The 17,772-nt window shown below is 61.1% G+C and carries 15 protein-coding genes; 9 read left to right on the top strand and 6 right to left on the bottom strand.

Annotated features, from left to right (window positions below):
* Window positions 1–108: 108 nt before the first annotated feature.
* The 6 genes from QMX93_RS23890 to QMX93_RS23865 all read right to left on the bottom strand — a co-directional run bounded on the left by QMX93_RS23890 (window position 109) and on the right by QMX93_RS23865 (window position 6,864).
* Window positions 109–933 carry an ABC transporter permease gene (locus tag QMX93_RS23890; RefSeq protein ID WP_282358193.1) on the bottom strand — a complete coding sequence of 275 codons (825 nt, stop codon included), beginning with the start codon at window positions 931–933 and terminating at the stop codon, window positions 109–111.
* The gene (locus tag QMX93_RS23885) at window positions 923–1,858 is read right to left on the bottom strand and encodes an ABC transporter permease (protein ID WP_016986394.1); all 936 of its coding nucleotides are present in this window, start codon (window positions 1,856–1,858) and stop codon (window positions 923–925) included. The genes QMX93_RS23890 and QMX93_RS23885 overlap by 11 nt, the downstream gene beginning before the upstream one ends.
* Window position 1,859: 1 nt before the next feature.
* On the bottom strand, window positions 1,860–2,897 hold the full coding sequence (locus tag QMX93_RS23880) for an ABC transporter ATP-binding protein (RefSeq protein ID WP_127925966.1): 1,038 nt from the start codon (window positions 2,895–2,897) through the stop codon (window positions 1,860–1,862).
* A 228-nt stretch (window positions 2,898–3,125) separates the two neighbouring features.
* The gene (gene ydcS, locus QMX93_RS23875; RefSeq protein WP_212549629.1) at window positions 3,126–4,277 is read right to left on the bottom strand and encodes a putative ABC transporter substrate-binding protein YdcS; all 1,152 of its coding nucleotides are present in this window, start codon (window positions 4,275–4,277) and stop codon (window positions 3,126–3,128) included.
* 83 nt (window positions 4,278–4,360) lie between these two features.
* Window positions 4,361–5,818, bottom strand: a complete 1,458-nt coding sequence (locus tag QMX93_RS23870; protein WP_159813872.1) for a gamma-aminobutyraldehyde dehydrogenase — start codon at window positions 5,816–5,818, stop codon at window positions 4,361–4,363.
* A 131-nt stretch (window positions 5,819–5,949) separates the two neighbouring features.
* Window positions 5,950–6,864, bottom strand: a complete 915-nt coding sequence (locus tag QMX93_RS23865) for a LysR family transcriptional regulator (protein ID WP_007967749.1) — start codon at window positions 6,862–6,864, stop codon at window positions 5,950–5,952.
* Window positions 6,865–7,040: 176 nt separating this feature from the next.
* Here QMX93_RS23865 and QMX93_RS23860 point away from each other — a divergent pair, with 176 nt between their 5' ends.
* The 9 genes from QMX93_RS23860 (at window position 7,041) to QMX93_RS23820 (ending at window position 17,663) form a co-directional block, all read left to right on the top strand.
* Window positions 7,041–7,763 carry a tellurite resistance TerB family protein gene (locus QMX93_RS23860; RefSeq protein WP_282358191.1) on the top strand — a complete coding sequence of 241 codons (723 nt, stop codon included), beginning with the start codon at window positions 7,041–7,043 and terminating at the stop codon, window positions 7,761–7,763.
* Window positions 7,764–7,826: 63 nt separating this feature from the next.
* A complete protein-coding gene (locus tag QMX93_RS23855) occupies window positions 7,827–8,882 on the top strand; it encodes an acyltransferase (RefSeq protein ID WP_282358190.1) in 1,056 nt (351 codons plus the stop codon).
* Between the two features lie 350 nt (window positions 8,883–9,232).
* Window positions 9,233–10,855: a methyl-accepting chemotaxis protein gene (locus QMX93_RS23850; protein WP_053117509.1), complete on the top strand. Its 1,623-nt coding sequence runs from the start codon at window positions 9,233–9,235 to the stop codon at window positions 10,853–10,855.
* Window positions 10,855–11,391 (top strand): chemotaxis protein CheW, encoded by a 537-nt coding sequence (locus QMX93_RS23845; protein WP_282358189.1) that lies wholly within the window; start codon window positions 10,855–10,857, stop codon window positions 11,389–11,391. The genes QMX93_RS23850 and QMX93_RS23845 overlap by 1 nt, the downstream gene beginning before the upstream one ends.
* Entirely contained in the window at window positions 11,388–12,659 is a 1,272-nt protein-coding gene (locus QMX93_RS23840; protein ID WP_159813800.1) for a CheR family methyltransferase, read from the top strand. Before QMX93_RS23845 ends, QMX93_RS23840 begins: the two co-directional genes overlap by 4 nt.
* Window positions 12,656–13,339: a chemotaxis protein CheW gene (locus QMX93_RS23835; RefSeq protein WP_282358188.1), complete on the top strand. Its 684-nt coding sequence runs from the start codon at window positions 12,656–12,658 to the stop codon at window positions 13,337–13,339. Before QMX93_RS23840 ends, QMX93_RS23835 begins: the two co-directional genes overlap by 4 nt.
* Window positions 13,336–15,606 carry a hybrid sensor histidine kinase/response regulator gene (locus QMX93_RS23830; RefSeq protein WP_282358187.1) on the top strand — a complete coding sequence of 757 codons (2,271 nt, stop codon included), beginning with the start codon at window positions 13,336–13,338 and terminating at the stop codon, window positions 15,604–15,606. The genes QMX93_RS23835 and QMX93_RS23830 overlap by 4 nt, the downstream gene beginning before the upstream one ends.
* Window positions 15,603–16,613, top strand: a complete 1,011-nt coding sequence (locus tag QMX93_RS23825; protein WP_282358186.1) for a chemotaxis response regulator protein-glutamate methylesterase — start codon at window positions 15,603–15,605, stop codon at window positions 16,611–16,613. Before QMX93_RS23830 ends, QMX93_RS23825 begins: the two co-directional genes overlap by 4 nt.
* A 48-nt stretch (window positions 16,614–16,661) precedes the next feature.
* On the top strand, window positions 16,662–17,663 hold the full coding sequence (locus tag QMX93_RS23820; RefSeq protein ID WP_053117527.1) for a PleD family two-component system response regulator: 1,002 nt from the start codon (window positions 16,662–16,664) through the stop codon (window positions 17,661–17,663).
* Window positions 17,664–17,772 lie beyond the last annotated feature (109 nt).

Genomic DNA, 17,772 nt, shown 5'->3' with positions numbered 1-17,772 from the left:
CTGCCGAAGGCTGCGATCTTTTGATGTTGCTGTTGAAGATCAAGATCAAGATCAAAAGATCGCAGCCTTCGGCAGCTCCTACACGGGGTTGGGTTTGTGGTTATTGGGTTATTTTCCGCCGCTACCAGCGACACTCTCGCCGCCGCGCGTCAGGTAATACGCGCCAAGGATCGGCAGCATCGTCACCATCATCACCAGCATCGCGACGACGTTGGTCACCGGCACATCCCGTGGCCGGCTCAGTTGATTGAGCAGCCACAACGGCAACGTGCGCTCATGCCCGGCGGTGAACGTGGTGACGATGATTTCGTCGAACGACAGCGCAAACGCCAACATGCCGCCCGCCAGTAAAGCCGAGCCAAGGTTCGGCAGGATGATGTAGCGAAAGGTCTGCCAGCCATCGGCGCCGAGATCCATCGAGGCCTCGATCAAACTGTGCGAAGTGCGGCGCAGGCGGGCGATGACGTTGTTGTAGACGATCACCACGCAGAAGGTCGCGTGGCCTACGATGATGGTGAACATCCCCGGCTCGATCCCCAGGGTTTTGAACGTGGCCAGCAGCGCGATCCCGGTGATGATCCCCGGCAGCGCAATCGGCAAAATCAGCATCAGCGAAATACCCTGTTTGCCGAAGAAATCCCGGCGGTACAAAGCGGCCGATGCGAGTGTGCCAAGCACCATCGCAATCAACGTGGCGATCGCTGCGATCTGCAGTGAGAGCTTGATCGACTCCAGCACATCCGGCCGCGAAAAAGCCACGCTGAACCAGTGCAACGTGAGGCCTTTCGGCGGAAAGCTGAACGCGGCTTCTTCGGTGTTGAAGGCGTACAGGAAGATGATCAGGATCGGAAAGTGCAGAAACACCAACCCGCCCCACGCTGCGATTTTCAGGCCTAGAGAGGCATGCCCTTGTGATGAAGAGTCAGAGTGCATCGAAAGCCCCCAGTCGTTTGACGATGGACAGGTAAACCGCGATCAACACAATCGGCACCAGCGTGAACGCCGCCGCCATTGGCATATTGCCAATCGCACCTTGCTGCGCGTAGACCATGCTGCCGACGAAGTACCCCGGCGGCCCGACCAGTTGCGGCACGATGAAGTCGCCCAGGGTCAGCGAAAACGTGAAGATCGAACCGGCGGCAATCCCTGGAATCGACAGCGGCAAAATCACCTGCATAAAGGTCTGACGCGGCTTCGCACCAAGGTCAGCGGAGGCCTGCAACAGCGACGGTGGCAGACGTTCCAGCGAAGCCTGAATCGGCAGAATCATGAACGGCAGCCAGATGTACACAAACACCATGAATCGCCCCAGATGCGAGGTCGACAGAGTGCTGCCGCCCACCCCGGGAATCCCCAAGATGAACTGCAAAACCGGCTCCAATCCCAAGTGCTGCACGAACCATTGCGCCACGCCGCCCTTGGCCAGCAGCAACGTCCACGCATAGGCCTTGACGATGTAACTGGCCCACATCGGCATCATCACCGCGATATAGAAAAACGCCTTGGTTTTGCCGGTGGTGTAGCGCGCCATGTAGTAGGCGATCGGGAACGCGACGATGGCGCTGGCGATCGACACGACGATGGCCATGCTCAGCGTGCGCAGGATGATGTCGAAGTTCGACGGCTGAAACAGCGCGGCGAAATTCGCCAGGGTCAGGTCAGGGGTGACCGCCATGGTGAAGTCGTCGAAGGTGTAGAAACCCTGCCACAACAGCACCAGCAGCGAGCCGAGATAAATCGCGCCGAACCACAGCAATGGCGGCACCAGCAGCATCGACAAATACAGGTTCGGCTTGCGGTAGAGCAGGTTGGAAAACCTGCGCAACGGCGGCGATGCAGTCATCGCGAGCGTGCTCATATCAAACCCCGCTCGCCACGGTGTCGTGCAGCGGAATCATCGCTTCCCGGGCCCAACGCGCGCTCAGGCGCTGGCCGGTCTGATGCTGCGCGCTGCTGTCGATCCACTGATTGTTGGCGTGGCTGATGCTCAGGGTCTGGCCGTTTTCCAGTTTCAATTCATAGCGCGTGGCGCTGCCCTGATACTGGATATCGTGGAGCAGGCCGCTGACTTCGATTTCGTGACTTGCGAGTGGGCCTTCGGCGAAACGCACGTGTTCGGGGCGGATCGAAAATGGCTGCGGATGACCGCTGATTTCACGGGCCAGATCGCCGCGAATCACGTTCGAGGTGCCGACGAATTCAGCCACGAATGTAGTGGTCGGTTTCATGTACAAATTGCGCGGCGTGTCGACCTGTTCGATGCGGCCCTTGTTGAACACGGCGACGCGGTCGGACATCGACAGCGCTTCCGTTTGATCGTGGGTGACGAAGATGAAAGTGATGCCGAGCTGGCGTTGCAGCTTCTTCAGTTCGCTTTGCATTTGCTCGCGCAATTTCAGATCGAGCGCGCCCAAAGGCTCATCAAGCAACAGCACGCGCGGACGATTGACCAAGGCGCGGGCGAGGGCGACACGCTGGCGCTGACCGCCGGACAATTGCACCGGTTTACGCGCGCCGTAACCGCCGAGGGCGACCATGTCCAAGGCTTCTTCGGCGCGTTTGTGCCGTTCGGTTTTGCCGACGCCTTTGACCTTCAATCCGTAGGCGACGTTGTCGAGGACGTTCATGTGCGGGAACAGCGCGTAATCCTGAAACACCGTGTTGACGTCGCGTTGATACGGCGGCAAACCGGCCGCTTCAGCACCGTGAATGCGGATCGAACCGGCGCTCGGTTGTTCGAACCCGGCGATCAGGCGCAGGCAGGTGGTTTTGCCCGAGCCGGAAGGGCCGAGCATGGAAAAGAACTCGCCGTCCTCGATATCGATGGAAACCCGGTCAACGGCCTTCACTTCGCCGAACTGTCGGGAAACGTTGGTGAACTGGACTGCAAGCGTCATGGTGCGGTGCTCCGGTAAAGCGGGCTTTCAAAAAAGTCGTGTGTGCGTCGAAAAGATCGCAGCCTGCGGCAGCTCCTACAGGAGAGGAGAGCGGTGCCATTGATCGTTCCCGCGCTCCGCGTGGGAATGCAGCCTGTGACGCTCCGCGTCATTTCATGCGAATGGACGCGGAGCGTCCGGTGATGCATTCCCACGCAGAGCGTGGGAACGATCGGCATCGAGTGAAGACTAGCGGCCGCCCATGATCGCGATGTAGTCCTGCGTCCAGCGGCTATACGGCACAAACTTGCCACCTTCAGCCTGCGGGGTTTTCCAGAAAGCGATCTTGTCGAACTGGTCGAAACCGTTGGTTTTGCAACCTTCAGCGCCAAGCAATTCGCTGCCCTTGCACGCCGCCGGCACGGCCGGCAACGAACCAAACCACGCCGCCACATCGCCCTGGACTTTCGGTTTCAGAGACCAGTCCATCCACTTGTACGCGCAGTTCGGGTGCTTGGCCTCGGCGTGCAACATGGTGGTGTCAGCCCAACCCGTGGCGCCTTCTTTCGGAATGGTCGACGCAATCGGCTGCTTCTCGTTCATCAAACCGTTGACCTGATACGGCCACGCGCTCGACGCCACCACGCCTTCGTTTTTGAAGTCGCTCATCTGCACCGTGGTGTCATGCCAGTAGCGGTGGATCAGCGGCTGCTGCGCGCGCAACAGATCGAGCACGGCTTTGTACTGATCTTCGGTGAGTTGGTACGGGTCTTTGATGCCCAATTCAGGCTTGGTCGACTTCAGATACAGCGCTGCATCAGCGATATAGATCGGGCCGTCATAGGCCTGCACGCGGCCCTTGTTCGGTTTGCCATCGGGCAGATCCTGCGCGGCGAACACCACGTTCCAACTGGTCGGCGCGGTCTTGAACACGTTGGTGTTGTACATCAACACGTTCGGGCCCCACTGGTACGGGGTGCCGTAAGTCTGGTTGTTGACCACGTACCACGGCGCGTCTTTGAGGCGCGGGTCGAGGGTGTTCCAGTTCGGGATCAACGCGGTGTTGATCGGTTGCACACGCTTGCCGACGATCAATCGCAACGAGGCATCGCCCGACGCGGTGACCAGGTCGTAACCGCCCTTGGCCATCAGGCTGACCATTTCGTCCGAGGTGGCCGCTGTCTTCACGTTGACCTTGCAGCCGGTTTCCTGCTCGAAACCGGTCACCCAGTCGTAGGCCTTGTCGCTCTCGCCACGTTCGATGTAGCCCGGCCACGCAACGATATCCAGCTGACCTTCGCCGGCGCCGACGGCCTTCAACGGCTCGGCGGCTTGCAGGCTGGCGCTGGCCAGCAAGGCCGTAGTGATTGCACTGAGCAGTGCGGTCTTGTGCACGAACATGGTTGAACCCTCTTCTTTAAATTATGGTCGGGGCAGTTGTGAACGCGGTGAAGCATGCCGTTGGCGGCTTGTTATTAGCGTAGTCAGAGATGCTGGCCGTGGCGGGCCATGATGTGCCGCACCACGCTGTAGTCCTGCAGCGAATCACTGGATAAGTCTTTGCCGTAACCGGAGCGTTTCAGCCCGCCGTGGGGCATTTCGCTGACCAGCATGAAATGGCTGTTGATCCACGTGCAGCCGTACTGCAAGCGCGCGGCAACCTGCATCGCCTTGTCTAGATTCTGTGTCCACACCGACGAGGCGAGGCCGTATTCGGAGTCGTTGGCCCAATCCACGGCCTGCGAGAGTTCGTCGAAACGGGTCACGGTGACCACCGGGCCGAACACTTCGCGCTGGACGATTTCGTCACTCTGTTTGCAACCGGCTAGCAGCGTCGGTTGATAGTAGAAACCGGCACCGGAATGCACCGCTGCACCGGTCACGCGTTCGATGTGCGGCTGACCGAGGGCGCGTTCGACGAAACTGGCGACGCGGTCGCGCTGGCGGGTGCTGATCAGCGGGCCAATCTCGTTGTCGGCATCACGTTTGCCGGCGAAGCGCAGGCTGCTGACGGCGGCGCCGAGTTCGGCGACCAATTTGTCGTGAATTCCGGCCTGCGCGTAGATCCGGCAGGCGGCAGTGCAGTCCTGGCCGGCGTTGTAGTAGCCGTAAGTGCGCACGCCTTCGACCACAGCCTGGATGTCGGCGTCGTTGCAGACGATCACCGGAGCTTTGCCGCCGAGTTCAAGGTGCGTGCGTTTCAGGGTTTTCGCGGCGGCCTGAAGGATTTTCTGCCCTGTGACGATATCGCCGGTCAGCGAGACCATGCGCACTTTCGCGTGGCCGACCAAATGGCTGCCGACGCCTTCGCCGCCACCGCAGATGATGTTGATCACCCCGCGCGGGAGGATTTCGGCCAGCGCTGGCGCCAGTGCGAGGATCGACAGCGGTGTGTGTTCGGACGGCTTGAACACCAGCGTGTTGCCGGCGGCGAGGGCCGGGGCGATTTTCCACGCGGCCATCATGATCGGGTAATTCCACGGCGCAATCGAGGCGACCACGCCAATCGGATCGCGCCGCACCATGCTGGTGTAGCCCGGCAGGTATTCGCCGCTGAGCTGGCCGGTCTGGCAACGCACGGCGCCGGCGAAGAACCGGAAGACATCGACGGTCGCTGTCAAATCGTCCTGACGCGCCAGGTGCAACGGCTTGCCGCAGTTCAGCGATTCGAGGCGGGCAAGGTGATCGGCGTGTTTTTCGACGGCGTTGGCGATGTCCAACAGCAGGTTCGAACGTTGCTGCGGCGTGGTGCGCGACCATTCGGCGAAGGCGCGGTGGGCGGCGAGGATGGCGGCTTCGACTTGCTCGGTGCTGGCCTCGGCGATGTGGGTGAGGATTTCACCGGTGGCCGGGTTGAGAATCGGCTCGACGAAACCTTCCCCGGCGACCAATTCGCCGTCGATCAACAACGCGGTACACATCGGGGTCTGCGCGCCAGCCATTTTCCGCGTTCTCTTTTCTTGTGTGGCCATTGTTGCTCCCTGATATCGGGAGCCGACCGTCTTATAGATGCAGCAAGACTAGTGCGCGGCTCCGAGGTCGACAAATTCTAAATACTGAAGGCAGCATTCGATTAAATAGATGGCTTGCGCCCGCCGTGGGGTTGCTCACGGGCCACAGTGAGAAATGGATCGACGAGAGCGGGGCGCGCGGTGCCACGGCGCCAGGCCAGGCCGACGTCTAGCGTCTGGTTGAGGTCGGCAATCGGCCTCGCTTCGATGATGTCGCCCTCCAGTGACCATGGGCGATAAGTCATGTCTGGCTGGATCGACACGCCCAAACCGGCGGCGACAAGACTTCGTACGGCCTCGGTGGACGCGGTTCTCAGGGTAATTTTTGGTTGCAGGCCGGCGCCGCGCCACAGGCGTTGGGCATTACGATCCATTTCATCGACGTTGAGTTGAATCAACGGCTCGCGGGCGACATCGGCGAGGTTGATGCTGTCGTGCTCCAGCAGTGGATGCTGGGCCGGGAGCCACAAACGGTGCGGCGAGTGAGTCAACACTTCAGTCTGCAAGGCATGGCGATCTTCGAGGTTGGAGAGGATCAACACGCCGACATCGATCTCGCCGCTGACCAGCAGGTGTTCGATATACGGACGCTCGTCTTCCATCACGCGGATCTCGACGTTGGGATAAGCGCGCTGAAAACGGGTGAGCAGATCCGCGAGGTAATAACCGGCGACCAGACTGGTTACGCCGACGATCAACTGCCCGGCAACTTGGTCGGTGCTCTGTTGCAGGCTGCGTTTGGCGTTGTCCACAGTCGCAAGAATCAGGTGAGCCTGACGTAGGAATTGATGACCTTGGTGCGTAAGCGTCATGCCTTTGGCGTGACGGCTAAACAGGCTGACGCCGATTTCTTCTTCCAGTTGCTGGATCGCTAACGTCAGGGTCGACTGGGAAATGAACGCGGTTTGCGCGGCGGCGGAGATCGAGCCGGTCTCGGCCACAGCGATAAAGTGACGAATCTGACGCAGGGTCATCATGACGGGAATACCCGGTGGGCGGTTTTTATAGATGGATCTGAGTGTATATCTATTTTCACGAAGGCCTGCGGGCAGCGAGCAACATCTGGAAGCACACTCGCAGGCCGGTCACGGGCACTTTCGAACTAGGCTGGAGGCCTTATAGATCCGGATAACCCCTGTTTTGGAGGCGGAACATGAACACCCGTGGATTGCTCGATCAACTACTCAAGTCCGGCCAGGATCTGTTGCAGAACAAGGCCGGTGGTTCGCAGAACAAATCCTCCGGTGGAGGCTTGGGCGGCTTGCTCGGTGGCGCATCTGGCTCCGGTGGCCTCGGCGGCCTGTTGTCAGGCGCGGGCGGCGGAGCGCTGGCGGCTGGCGCGATGGGATTGCTGCTCGGTAACAAAAAAGTGCGCAAGGTCGGCGGCAAAGTCGCGATCTACGGCGGCCTCGCGGCGCTGGGTGTGCTGGCTTACAAGGCTTATGGCAACTACAACGCGCAGAAGGGCACAGCCCCACAACGCGAACCGCAAACCCTCGACCGTTTGCCACCGGCACAGGCCGAGGAACACAGCCAAGCCATTCTCAAAGCGCTGGTCGCCGCCGCCAAGGCTGACGGCCACATCGATGATCGCGAGCGTCAGTTGATCGAAGGTGAATTCACCAAACTCGACAACGATCAGGAGCTGCAACACTGGCTGCACGCTGAACTCAACAAACCTCTGGATCCCACCGACGTCGCCCGCGCCGCGAGTACGCCGGAAATGGCCGCCGAGATGTACATCGCCAGTGTGATGCTGGTGGACGAAGAGAACTTCATGGAGAAGTCGTATCTGGATGAACTGGCGCGGCAGTTGAAGCTGGAGCCCGGTCTGAAAATCGAACTGGAGAAGCAGGTGCGCCAGGCGTTGACTTAAATCTTGTGGGTTGTCGGGGCCGTCGGTAGTTTGTAGCACCTCGCACATTTACGGGAACAACGCATGACCACGCCCAATCGTCTGACGCATCTGGATGCCCTGCGAGGCATCGCGGCATTGTTGGTCATGGCTGCGCACTTCATCGAAAGAACGCCGCTCAAGGACACGTTTTTCTTCACCTACGTGAACCTCGGGCAGGTGGGCGTGGTGATCTTCTTTCTGCTCAGCGGAATGGTCATTCCCTACAGCCTGAAAGAAGGTCGGCATGCGCTGGCGGCGTTCGCCGTTTCGCGGTTATTCCGGTTGTACCCGGCGTACTGGTTTTCCATTGCGCTGGCGGTGTTGAGTTCGTATTGGTTTTTGTCGACGCCGGTGCCGGTCTCGACCGTGCTGATTAACATGACGATGTTTCAGGCGCTTCTGAAAACCCCGGATCTGTTTGGGGTTTACTGGACGCTGATCATTGAGATGTTCTTTTACATGGCCTGCGCGGCGCTGTTCAGCGTGGGGCTTTTGCGCAAGGCCGGCGTGCGATTTGGCGCGGCCATTGGTTTGCTGATCGTGGCGCTGATCTTTGCAGCGGCCCGGTTTTATATGGCGAAAAAGATCCCGGTGGCGCTGCCGCTGTGCCTGTCGATCATGTTTTTTGGCAGCCTCTGGCGAGATGTCAGCCTCGGTGCGGGCACCGCGTCCCTTCGCCAATTCGTCGCAGTCTGGCTGGCATTGTTCGTGGTATTGCTGCCGGTGATTTGCCTGTTGGCCTACAACGCCGACTATGGGCACAACGAAAATCCCTACGCCTACCTGGTCAGCTATCTGGCGGGGATGGCGTTTGCGCTGGCTATGACCTTGTTTTTCCGCCGTCACTTCAAGAGCCTGACGTATCTGGGCACGATCAGTTATTCGGTGTATCTGATGCACCCGTTTTTTCTGGAGTGGGCAGCGCACGCGACGGTTCTTCAGGCGCAATTCAACCCGGGCGTCTTCCTCTGCTACGTGCTGGCAACGCTGCTGCTAGCCAGCGTCAGCTACCGATTGCTGGAAAAACCCAGTGTCGGCGTGGGAAGGGCGATCATCACAAGATTGCGCAACGGCTTCCCCCTGCAAGCACAGTCTTAAGCCCAGCCACCATCCCCTGTGTGAGCGGGCTTGCTCGCGAATGCGGTCTATCAGTTATTCAAAGTGTTGACTGACACACCGCCTTCGCGAGCAAGCCCGCTCCCACTTTTGGTCGTGGAGGTCCTGAGATTTTGGTTAGGCACCTGATGCAGTAGGGCCGTAATGGCCATTGCGGCGCCTCTTTTTGCCGTTTCATCGCTGGCACGCCCACCCCTAATTGTCGGACAGTCCCACTCCAGAGCCTCCCGACAACCGCGTCGGGCAGGCCCGGGGGTTAAAAAGCGTCTTATAAATGAAACACCGCCCTCGGCTATACTCCCCGCATTTCGACCTAGGCACGAGGAATCACTGTGAAGAACTGGACGTTGCGCCAACGCATTTTGGCGAGCTTTGCGGTGATTATCGCCATCATGTTGCTGATGGTGGTGCTCTCCTATTCGCGACTGTTGAAGATCGAAGCCAGTGAAAACAGTGTCCGCGACGACGCGATTCCCGGGGTTTATTACAGCTCGATGATTCGCGGCGCGTGGGTCGACAGCTATTTGCAGACTCAGGAACTGTTGGGGCTCAAGGAAGGGCAGGGCATCAGCAGCGAAGACGAGGCCGATTACAAGTCGTTCGAGTCGCGCCTGCTGGAGCAGATGGAAAATTACCGCAAGACCATGGCGACCGACGAGGATCGCCGCGAGTTCGCCGCGTTCGAGAAGTATCACGACGCCTATCTGCAACTTCAGGACGTGGTGCTCGACTTGCACAAACGCAACATGGAAGCCGACGCGATCAAGGTTTTCCACGAGAAACTCACGCCAGCCTGGTACGCCGGCCGCATGAAGCTCAACGACATCATCGGCGAAAACAAAAAAGTCGCCGATCAGGCCATGGCCAATATCGATGAGGCTGTGGCAGCCGCCAAAGTCAGCATGATCATTTCCCTGCTGGTCGCCGTTCTGGCCGCCGGCTTGTGTGGTCTGCTGTTGATGCGCGCGATCATGGCGCCGATGAACCGCATCGTGAAAATCCTCGAAATCATGCGCACCGGCGACCTCAGCTCGCGCCTGAACCTCGACCGCAAAGACGAATTCGGCGCGGTGGAAACCGGCTTCAACGACATGATGACCGAGCTCACCTCGCTGGTGTCCCAGGCGCAGCGCTCATCGGTGCAGGTGACCACCTCGGTGACTGAAATCGCCGCCACTTCCAAACAGCAGCAAGCCACCGCCACCGAAACCGCCGCGACCACCACCGAAATCGGCGCGACCTCCCGCGAAATCGCCGCCACGTCGCGCGATCTGGTGCGCACCATGACTGAAGTCTCCACCGCTGCCGATCAGGCCTCGGTGGCCGCCGGCTCCGGCCAGCAAGGCCTCGCACGCATGGAAGACACCATGCACTCGGTGATGGGCGCCGCCGATCTGGTCAACGCCAAACTGGCGATCCTCAACGAGAAGGCCGGCAACATTAATCAGGTGGTGGTGACCATCGTCAAAGTGGCCGACCAGACCAACCTGCTCTCGCTCAACGCCGCGATCGAAGCCGAGAAGGCCGGTGAATACGGCCGTGGTTTTGCCGTGGTCGCCACCGAAGTGCGCCGTCTGGCGGATCAGACTGCGGTCGCCACGTATGACATCGAACAAATGGTGCGCGAGATTCAGTCGGCGGTGTCGGCCGGTGTGATGGGCATGGACAAATTCTCCGAAGAAGTGCGTCGCGGCATGTCCGAGGTGCAGCAGGTCGGCGAGCAACTGTCGCAGATCATTCATCAAGTGCAGGCGCTGGCGCCGCGCGTGTTGATGGTCAATGAAGGCATGCAGGCGCAGGCCACCGGCGCCGAGCAGATCAACCACGCGCTGGTGCAGTTGGGCGATGCCAGCAGCCAGACCGTCGAATCGTTGCGTCAGGCCAGTTTCGCCATCGACGAACTGAGCCAGGTGGCCGTCGGGCTGCGCAGCGGCGTATCGCGATTCAAAGTCTGATGAGCGAAATCATCGCCAAACGCAACGTCGCCCCGGTGGCGAAGCAGGCGTTATTCCTGCTGTTTCGCATTGGCAGCGAACGTTACGCGTTGCGCGCGACCGAGGTGGCGGAAGTGCTGCCGCGCCTGCCATTGAAACCGATCGCGCGGGCGCCGCAATGGGTCGCCGGGGTCTTCGCTTATCGTGGTGCGGTGGTGCCGGTGATTGACCTCAGCGCGCTGACATTCGGTCAACCGGCCGAGGCGCGCACCAGCACGCGACTGGTGCTGGTGCATTATCGCCCGGACGAGTCGCAGCCGGGGCAATGGCTCGGGCTGGTTCTTGAACAGGCCACCGACACGCTGCGCTGCAATCCGCAGGATTTTCAGCCGTACGGCCTCGACAATCGCGAGGCGCCGTACCTCGGCCCGGTGCGCGAAGATGCGCAGGGGCTGGTGCAATGGGTGCGGGTCAATGACTTGCTCGATGACGGCGTGCGCGCCTTGCTGTTCCCCGATCCGCCGCTGAGTCCGGCGCAGTTCGAGGGGCAGCCATGAGCAGCGATCAGCGCTTTTTCGACTTCCTCAAGGAGCGCATCGGCCTCGATGTGACCTCGGTGGGCCCGGCGATCATCGAGCGTGCGGTGCGTCAGCGCACCACGCTGTCGCAAGCGGCCAACGCCGAAGAGTACTGGCAGTTGCTGCAAGGTTCGCGCGATGAACAGCAAGCGCTGATCGAAGCGGTGATCGTCCCGGAAACATGGTTTTTCCGTTACCCGGAATCTTTCGCGACGCTGGGCAAACTGGCGCTGAAACGCCTTGGCGAGCTGAACAACATGCGTGCGCTGCGCATCCTCAGCCTACCGTGTTCGACCGGTGAAGAACCGTATTCAATTGCCATGGCCTTGCTCGATGCCGGGCTCAAACCGCATCAATTCAAAGTCGACGGCATGGACGTCAGCCCTTTGTCGGTGGAAAAGGCCCGGCGCGCGCTGTACGGCAAGAACTCGTTTCGTGGCGATGAACTGACCTATCGCGAGCGCCATTTCAGTGCGCAACAGGACGGTCATTTGCTCAACGAAAATGTCCGCGAGCAGGTGCGTTTGCAGGTGGGCAACGTGCTTGATCCAACGCTGTGGGCCAGCGATCCGCCGTTCGATTTTGTGTTCTGTCGCAACCTGCTGATCTATTTCGACCAAGCGACGCAGAAGCAAGTGTTCGAAGTGCTCAAACGCCTCACCCATGACGACGGCGTGCTGTTTATCGGCCCGGCCGAGGGCAGTCTGCTCGGGCGTCTGGGCATGCGTTCGATCGGCATCCCGCAGTCCTTCGCGTTCAGTCGTCACAGCGATCCGCATCCCGAGCCGCTGCCGACGCCAAAACCGGTCACGTTGCCGATCAGCCCACCGCCACGCAGCACGCCGCCAACGCCGGTACGCAATCGGCCGTTCAGCGCAGTGACGCCAATGCCGACCACCCGCGCCAGCGCCAACCCGGACGCGGCAACGCTGCTGGCGAACATTGCCGCGCTGGCCAACGAAGGCAAAAGCGCCGAGGCCCGTGCCGCGTGCGAACAGTATTTGCGCAGCCACGAACCGGTGGCGCAAGTGTTTTACTGGCTCGGCCTGCTCAGCGATGTTGCCGGCCTGACCCTTGAAGCCCAAGGCTTCTACCGCAAAGCTCTGTACCTCGAACCGCAACACCCCGAAGCGCTGATGCACCTGGCCGCATTGCTGCAGGCCCAGGGTGACAGCGCCGGTGCCAGACGATTGCAGGAGCGCGCTGCCCGCAGCGGCCGCACCGCCGACAGTGAGCGTAAACGATGATCGCGTCCGACACCTTGAACGTCACCCACGAAGACGCCCGGGCCATCGACGATTGCTGGAACCGCATCGGTATCCATGGCGACAAGTCCTGTCCGCTGCTGGAAGAACACATTCATTGCCGCAACTGCGCGGTGTATTCCGCCGCCGCCACGCGATTGCTCGACCGTTACTCGTTGCAGCAGGATGAGCGCGATCCGGTCGCCAGCGTGGTTGAAACCGACGTCAAAACCCGTTCGTTGCTGATGTTCCGTCTCGGCGAAGAATGGCTTGGGCTGGCAACGCGCAGTCTGGTCGAAGTGGCGCCGATGCAGGCGATCCACTCGTTGCCGCACCAGCGCTCACGGGCCTTGCTTGGCGTGGCCAACGTGCGCGGCGCGCTGGTGGCGTGTCTGTCGCTGGTTGAGTTGCTTGATCTGGACGCCAATGCCGTGCCGGTCAGCACCGGGCGGGTGATGCCGCGCATGCTGATCATCGCCGCCCATGGCGGGCCGGTGGTGGTGCCGGTGGATGAAGTCGACGGCATACATGCCATCGACGAGCGCATCCTTGATGCCGCCTCGCAATCCGGGGCGCAGGCCAGTGCCAAATATACCCGTGGCGTCCTGCAGTTTCGCGGTCGCAGCCTGCGTTGGCTGGATGAAGAACAGTTGCTGTCCGCCGTGACCCGGAGCCTCACATGACCCCCGAGCAAATGCGCGACGCCTCCTTGCTGGAGCTGTTCAGCCTCGAAGCCGAAGCGCAGACCCAAGTGCTCAGCACCGGTTTGCTGGCGCTGGAACGCAATCCGACCCAGGCCGATCAACTCGAATCGTGCATGCGCGCGGCGCACTCGCTCAAAGGCGCGGCGCGGATTGTCGGCATCGACAGCGGCGTCAGCGTCGCCCACGTGATGGAAGATTGTCTGGTCAGCGCGCAGGAAGGGCGATTGTTGCTGCGTCCGGAACACATCGATGCGTTGTTGCAGGGCACCGATCTGCTGATGCGCATTGCGACGCCGGCGAATGCGCCGCAACCGCGCGATATTGAAGCGTACGTGGCGTTGATGGGGCAGTTGCTCGATCCGTCAGCGCTGCCAACTGCCGTCGCTGCGCCGGTGATGGCCGAGTTGCAACTCGAAGCACCGTCTGCGCCTGCTTTCGAACCGCCGGTTGAAACGCCAGAACCCACGCCACAGAAAAGCCGACGCACCACCGAGGGTGGCGAACGCGTGCTGCGCGTGACCGCCGAACGCCTCAACAGCCTGCTCGATCTGTCGAGTAAATCGCTGGTCGAAACCCAGCGCCTCAAGCCGCATCTGGCGACTATGCAGCGCCTCAAGCGCATGCAGAACAACGGCCTGCGCGCGCTGGAAAATCTCAACGTGCACCTCAAGGAACACGCGCTGAGCCTTGAAGCGCTGGAAGCTCTGGAAGACGCGCGGCGCTTGCTCGCCGAATCGCAGCAACTGCTGAGCGAGAAAAACGCCGAACTCGACGAGTTCGCCTGGCAGGCCAGCCAGCGCGCGCAAGTGCTTTACGACACTGCGTTGGCCTGCCGCATGCGCCCGTTCGCCGACGTGCTCACCGGTCAGGTGCGCATGGTGCGTGATCTGGGCCGCAGTCTCGGCAAACAGGTGCGGCTGGAGATCGAAGGTGAAAAGACTCAGGTCGACCGCGACGTACTGGAAAAACTCGAAGCACCGCTAACGCATTTGCTGCGCAACGCGGTCGATCACGGCATCGAAACCCCGGAGCAGCGCCTGCTCAAGGGCAAATCCGAGGAAGGCCTGATCCGTCTGCGCGCCTCGCATCAGGCCGGTTTGCTGGTGCTGGAGCTGAGCGATGACGGTAATGGCGTCGATCTGGAAAAGGTGCGCCGCAGCATTATTGAACGGCAGTTATCCCCAGCCGAAACCGCTGCGCAGTTGAGCGAAGAAGAACTGCTGACGTTCCTCTTTCTGCCCGGTTTCAGCCTGCGCGACACGGTCACCGAAGTCTCCGGCCGTGGCGTCGGCCTCGACGCGGTGCAGCACATGGTGCGCCAGTTGCGCGGCGCGGTGGAGCTGGAGCAAACGGCGGGCGAGGGCAGTCGTTTCCATCTGGAGGTGCCGCTGACCCTGTCGGTGGTGCGCAGTCTGGTGGTAGAAGTCGGCGAGGAGGCCTACGCCTTTCCGCTCGCGCACATCGAACGCATGTGCGATCTGGAGCCCGAAGACATCGTGCAGGTCGAAGGTCGCCAGCATTTCTGGCACGAAGGCCGGCATGTCGGGCTGGTTGCGGCGAGTCAATTGCTCAATCGCCCGGCCAGCCAGAACAGCGGCGAAACCCTGAAAGTCGTGGTGATCCGCGAGCGCGACGCGATTTATGGCGTGGCCGTGGAGCGCTTCATTGGCGAGCGCACCTTGGTGGTCTTGCCTCTGGATGAGCGTCTGGGCAAAGTGCAGGACATCTCTGCCGGCGCCTTGCTCGACGACGGTTCGGTGGTGTTGATCGTCGACGTTGAGGACATGCTGCGTTCGGTGGACAAACTGCTCAATACCGGGCGCCTTGAGCGCATCGCCCGCCATGGCAATCAGGCCTTGGAAGCGGCGCGCAAACGCGTGCTTGTAGTCGACGACTCGCTGACCGTACGCGAGTTGCAACGCAAGCTGCTGCTCAATCGCGGCTACGACGTCGCGGTGGCGGTGGACGGTATGGACGGCTGGAACGCCCTGCGCTCCGAGGATTTTGATTTGCTGATTACCGACATCGACATGCCGCGCATGGACGGCATCGAGCTGGTCACCTTGCTGCGCCGCGACAACCGTCTGCAATCGCTGCCGGTGATGGTTGTGTCGTACAAGGATCGTGAAGAGGATCGCCGCCGTGGACTGGACGCCGGGGCGGACTATTATTTAGCCAAAGCCAGTTTTCATGACGACGCCCTGCTCGACGCAGTGGTCGAGCTCATCGGGGGAGCGCGGGCATGAAGATCGCAATCGTCAACGACATGCCGATGGCGGTGGAGGCGCTGCGCCGTGCGCTGGCCTTCGAGCCGGCGCATCAGGTGGTCTGGGTCGCCCGCAACGGCGCCGAGGCGGTGCAACTGTGCGCCGAAAACACCCCGGATCTGATCCTCATGGATCTGATCATGCCGGTGATGGACGGCGTCGAAGCCACGCGGCGGATCATGGCCGAAACGCCGTGCGCGATCGTGATTGTCACGGTTGACCGCCAGCAGAACGTCCATCGCGTGTTCGAGGCCATGGGCCATGGCGCGCTGGACGTGGTCGATACCCCGGCCCTCGGTGCCGGCGACGCGCGGGAAGCGGCGGCGCCGTTGCTGCGTAAGATCCTTAATATTGGCTGGCTGATCGGCGACAAGGCACCGCGCTCGCGCCCGGCACCGACACCTCCGCGAAGCTCCGGCTCGCGCCAGCGACTGGTGGCGATCGGTTCATCGGCGGGTGGCCCGGCGGCGCTGGAAGTCTTGCTCAAGGGTCTGCCCCGCGATTTTTCGGCGGCGATTGTGCTGGTGCAGCACGTCGATCAGGTGTTCGCCGCCGGCATGGCCGAATGGCTGGCCAGCGCCAGCGGCCTCGATGTGCGTCTGGCCCGCGAAGGCGAACCGCCACAGACCGGCGCGGTGTTGCTGGCCGGCACCAACCACCACATTCGTTTACTCAAGAACGGCACGCTGGCCTACACCGCCGAACCGGTCAACGAGATCTACCGGCCCTCGATCGACGTGTTTTTCGAGAGCGTCGCCAGCTACTGGAACGGTGATGCGGTCGGGGTTTTGTTGACCGGGATGGGACGCGACGGCGCGCAAGGGCTTAAGCTTTTGCGTCAACAGGGTTATCTGACCATCGCGCAGGATCAGCAAAGCAGTGCGGTGTACGGCATGCCCAAGGCCGCCGCCGCGATCGATGCCGCCGTAGAAATCCGCCCCTTGGAAAAGATAGCGCCACGATTGCTGGAGATTTTCCCCAAATGAACCGATTTATCCGCAATCCTGGCCCCCGCAGTACTCAGGTGACCGCCCATGACTGATTTACAGATCGACGACATTAAAACCGACGAAAACGCCGCCATGGTGTTGTTGGTGGACGATCAGGCGATGATCGGCGAAGCCGTGCGCCGTGGGCTGTCGAATGAGGAAAACATCGACTTCCACTTCTGCTCCGACCCGCATCAGGCCATCGCCCAGGCGGTACGGATCAAGCCGACGGTGATCCTCCAGGACTTGGTGATGCCCGGCCTCGACGGCCTGAGCCTGGTGCGCGAATACCGCAATCACCCGGCGACCAAAGACATTCCGATCATCGTCCTGTCGACCAAGGAAGACCCGCTGATCAAGAGCGCGGCGTTCTCGGCCGGGGCCAACGATTATTTGGTGAAACTGCCGGACACCATCGAACTGGTGGCGCGGATTCGCTATCACTCGCGCTCGTACATGACGTTGCTGCAGCGGGACGCGGCATACCGCGCGTTGCGGGTCAGTCAGCAGCAGTTGCTCGACACCAATCTGGTGCTGCAACGCTTGATGAACTCCGATGGCCTGACCGGGCTGTCCAACCGTCGCCATTTCGACGAGTACCTTGAACTGGAATGGCGCCGCTCGTTGCGTGATCAGAGCCAGTTGTCGTTGCTGATGATCGATGTTGATTACTTCAAGTCCTACAACGACAGTTTTGGTCATGTGGAAGGGGATGAGGCGTTGCGCAAGGTGGCCACGGCGATCCGTGACGCCAGTGCGCGACCGTCGGACTTGCCGGCGCGCTATGGCGGCGAAGAGTTTGCGCTGGTGCTGCCGAACACCTCGCCGGGCGGGGCGCGGTTGGTGGCGGAGAAGCTGCGGCAGACCGTGGCGTCGCTGAAAATCCCGCACAACACCCCGGCGGAAGGCGTAAGCCTGACCATCAGCATCGGCCTGGCGACGATGGTGCCGCAGTCGGGCACGGATTGCCGGTTGCTGATTTCGGCGGCGGATCGTGGCCTGTACCTGGCCAAAAACAATGGCCGCAACCAGGTCGGGATCGAATAACCACCGCAATCCCCTGTAGGAGCTGCCGAAGGCTGCGATCTTTTGATCTGTTTTTAAAATCAAAGTCAAAAGATCGCAGCCTTCGGCAGCGCCTACAGGTGAAAGGCGT

Origin of the sequence: Pseudomonas sp. PS01303, from assembly GCF_029959385.1 — a bacterium.
Classification (GTDB): domain Bacteria; phylum Pseudomonadota; class Gammaproteobacteria; order Pseudomonadales; family Pseudomonadaceae; genus Aquipseudomonas; species Aquipseudomonas rustica.
The sequence above is the reverse complement of the archived record's forward strand: the minus strand, read 5'-3'. Positions and strand labels throughout refer to the sequence as shown.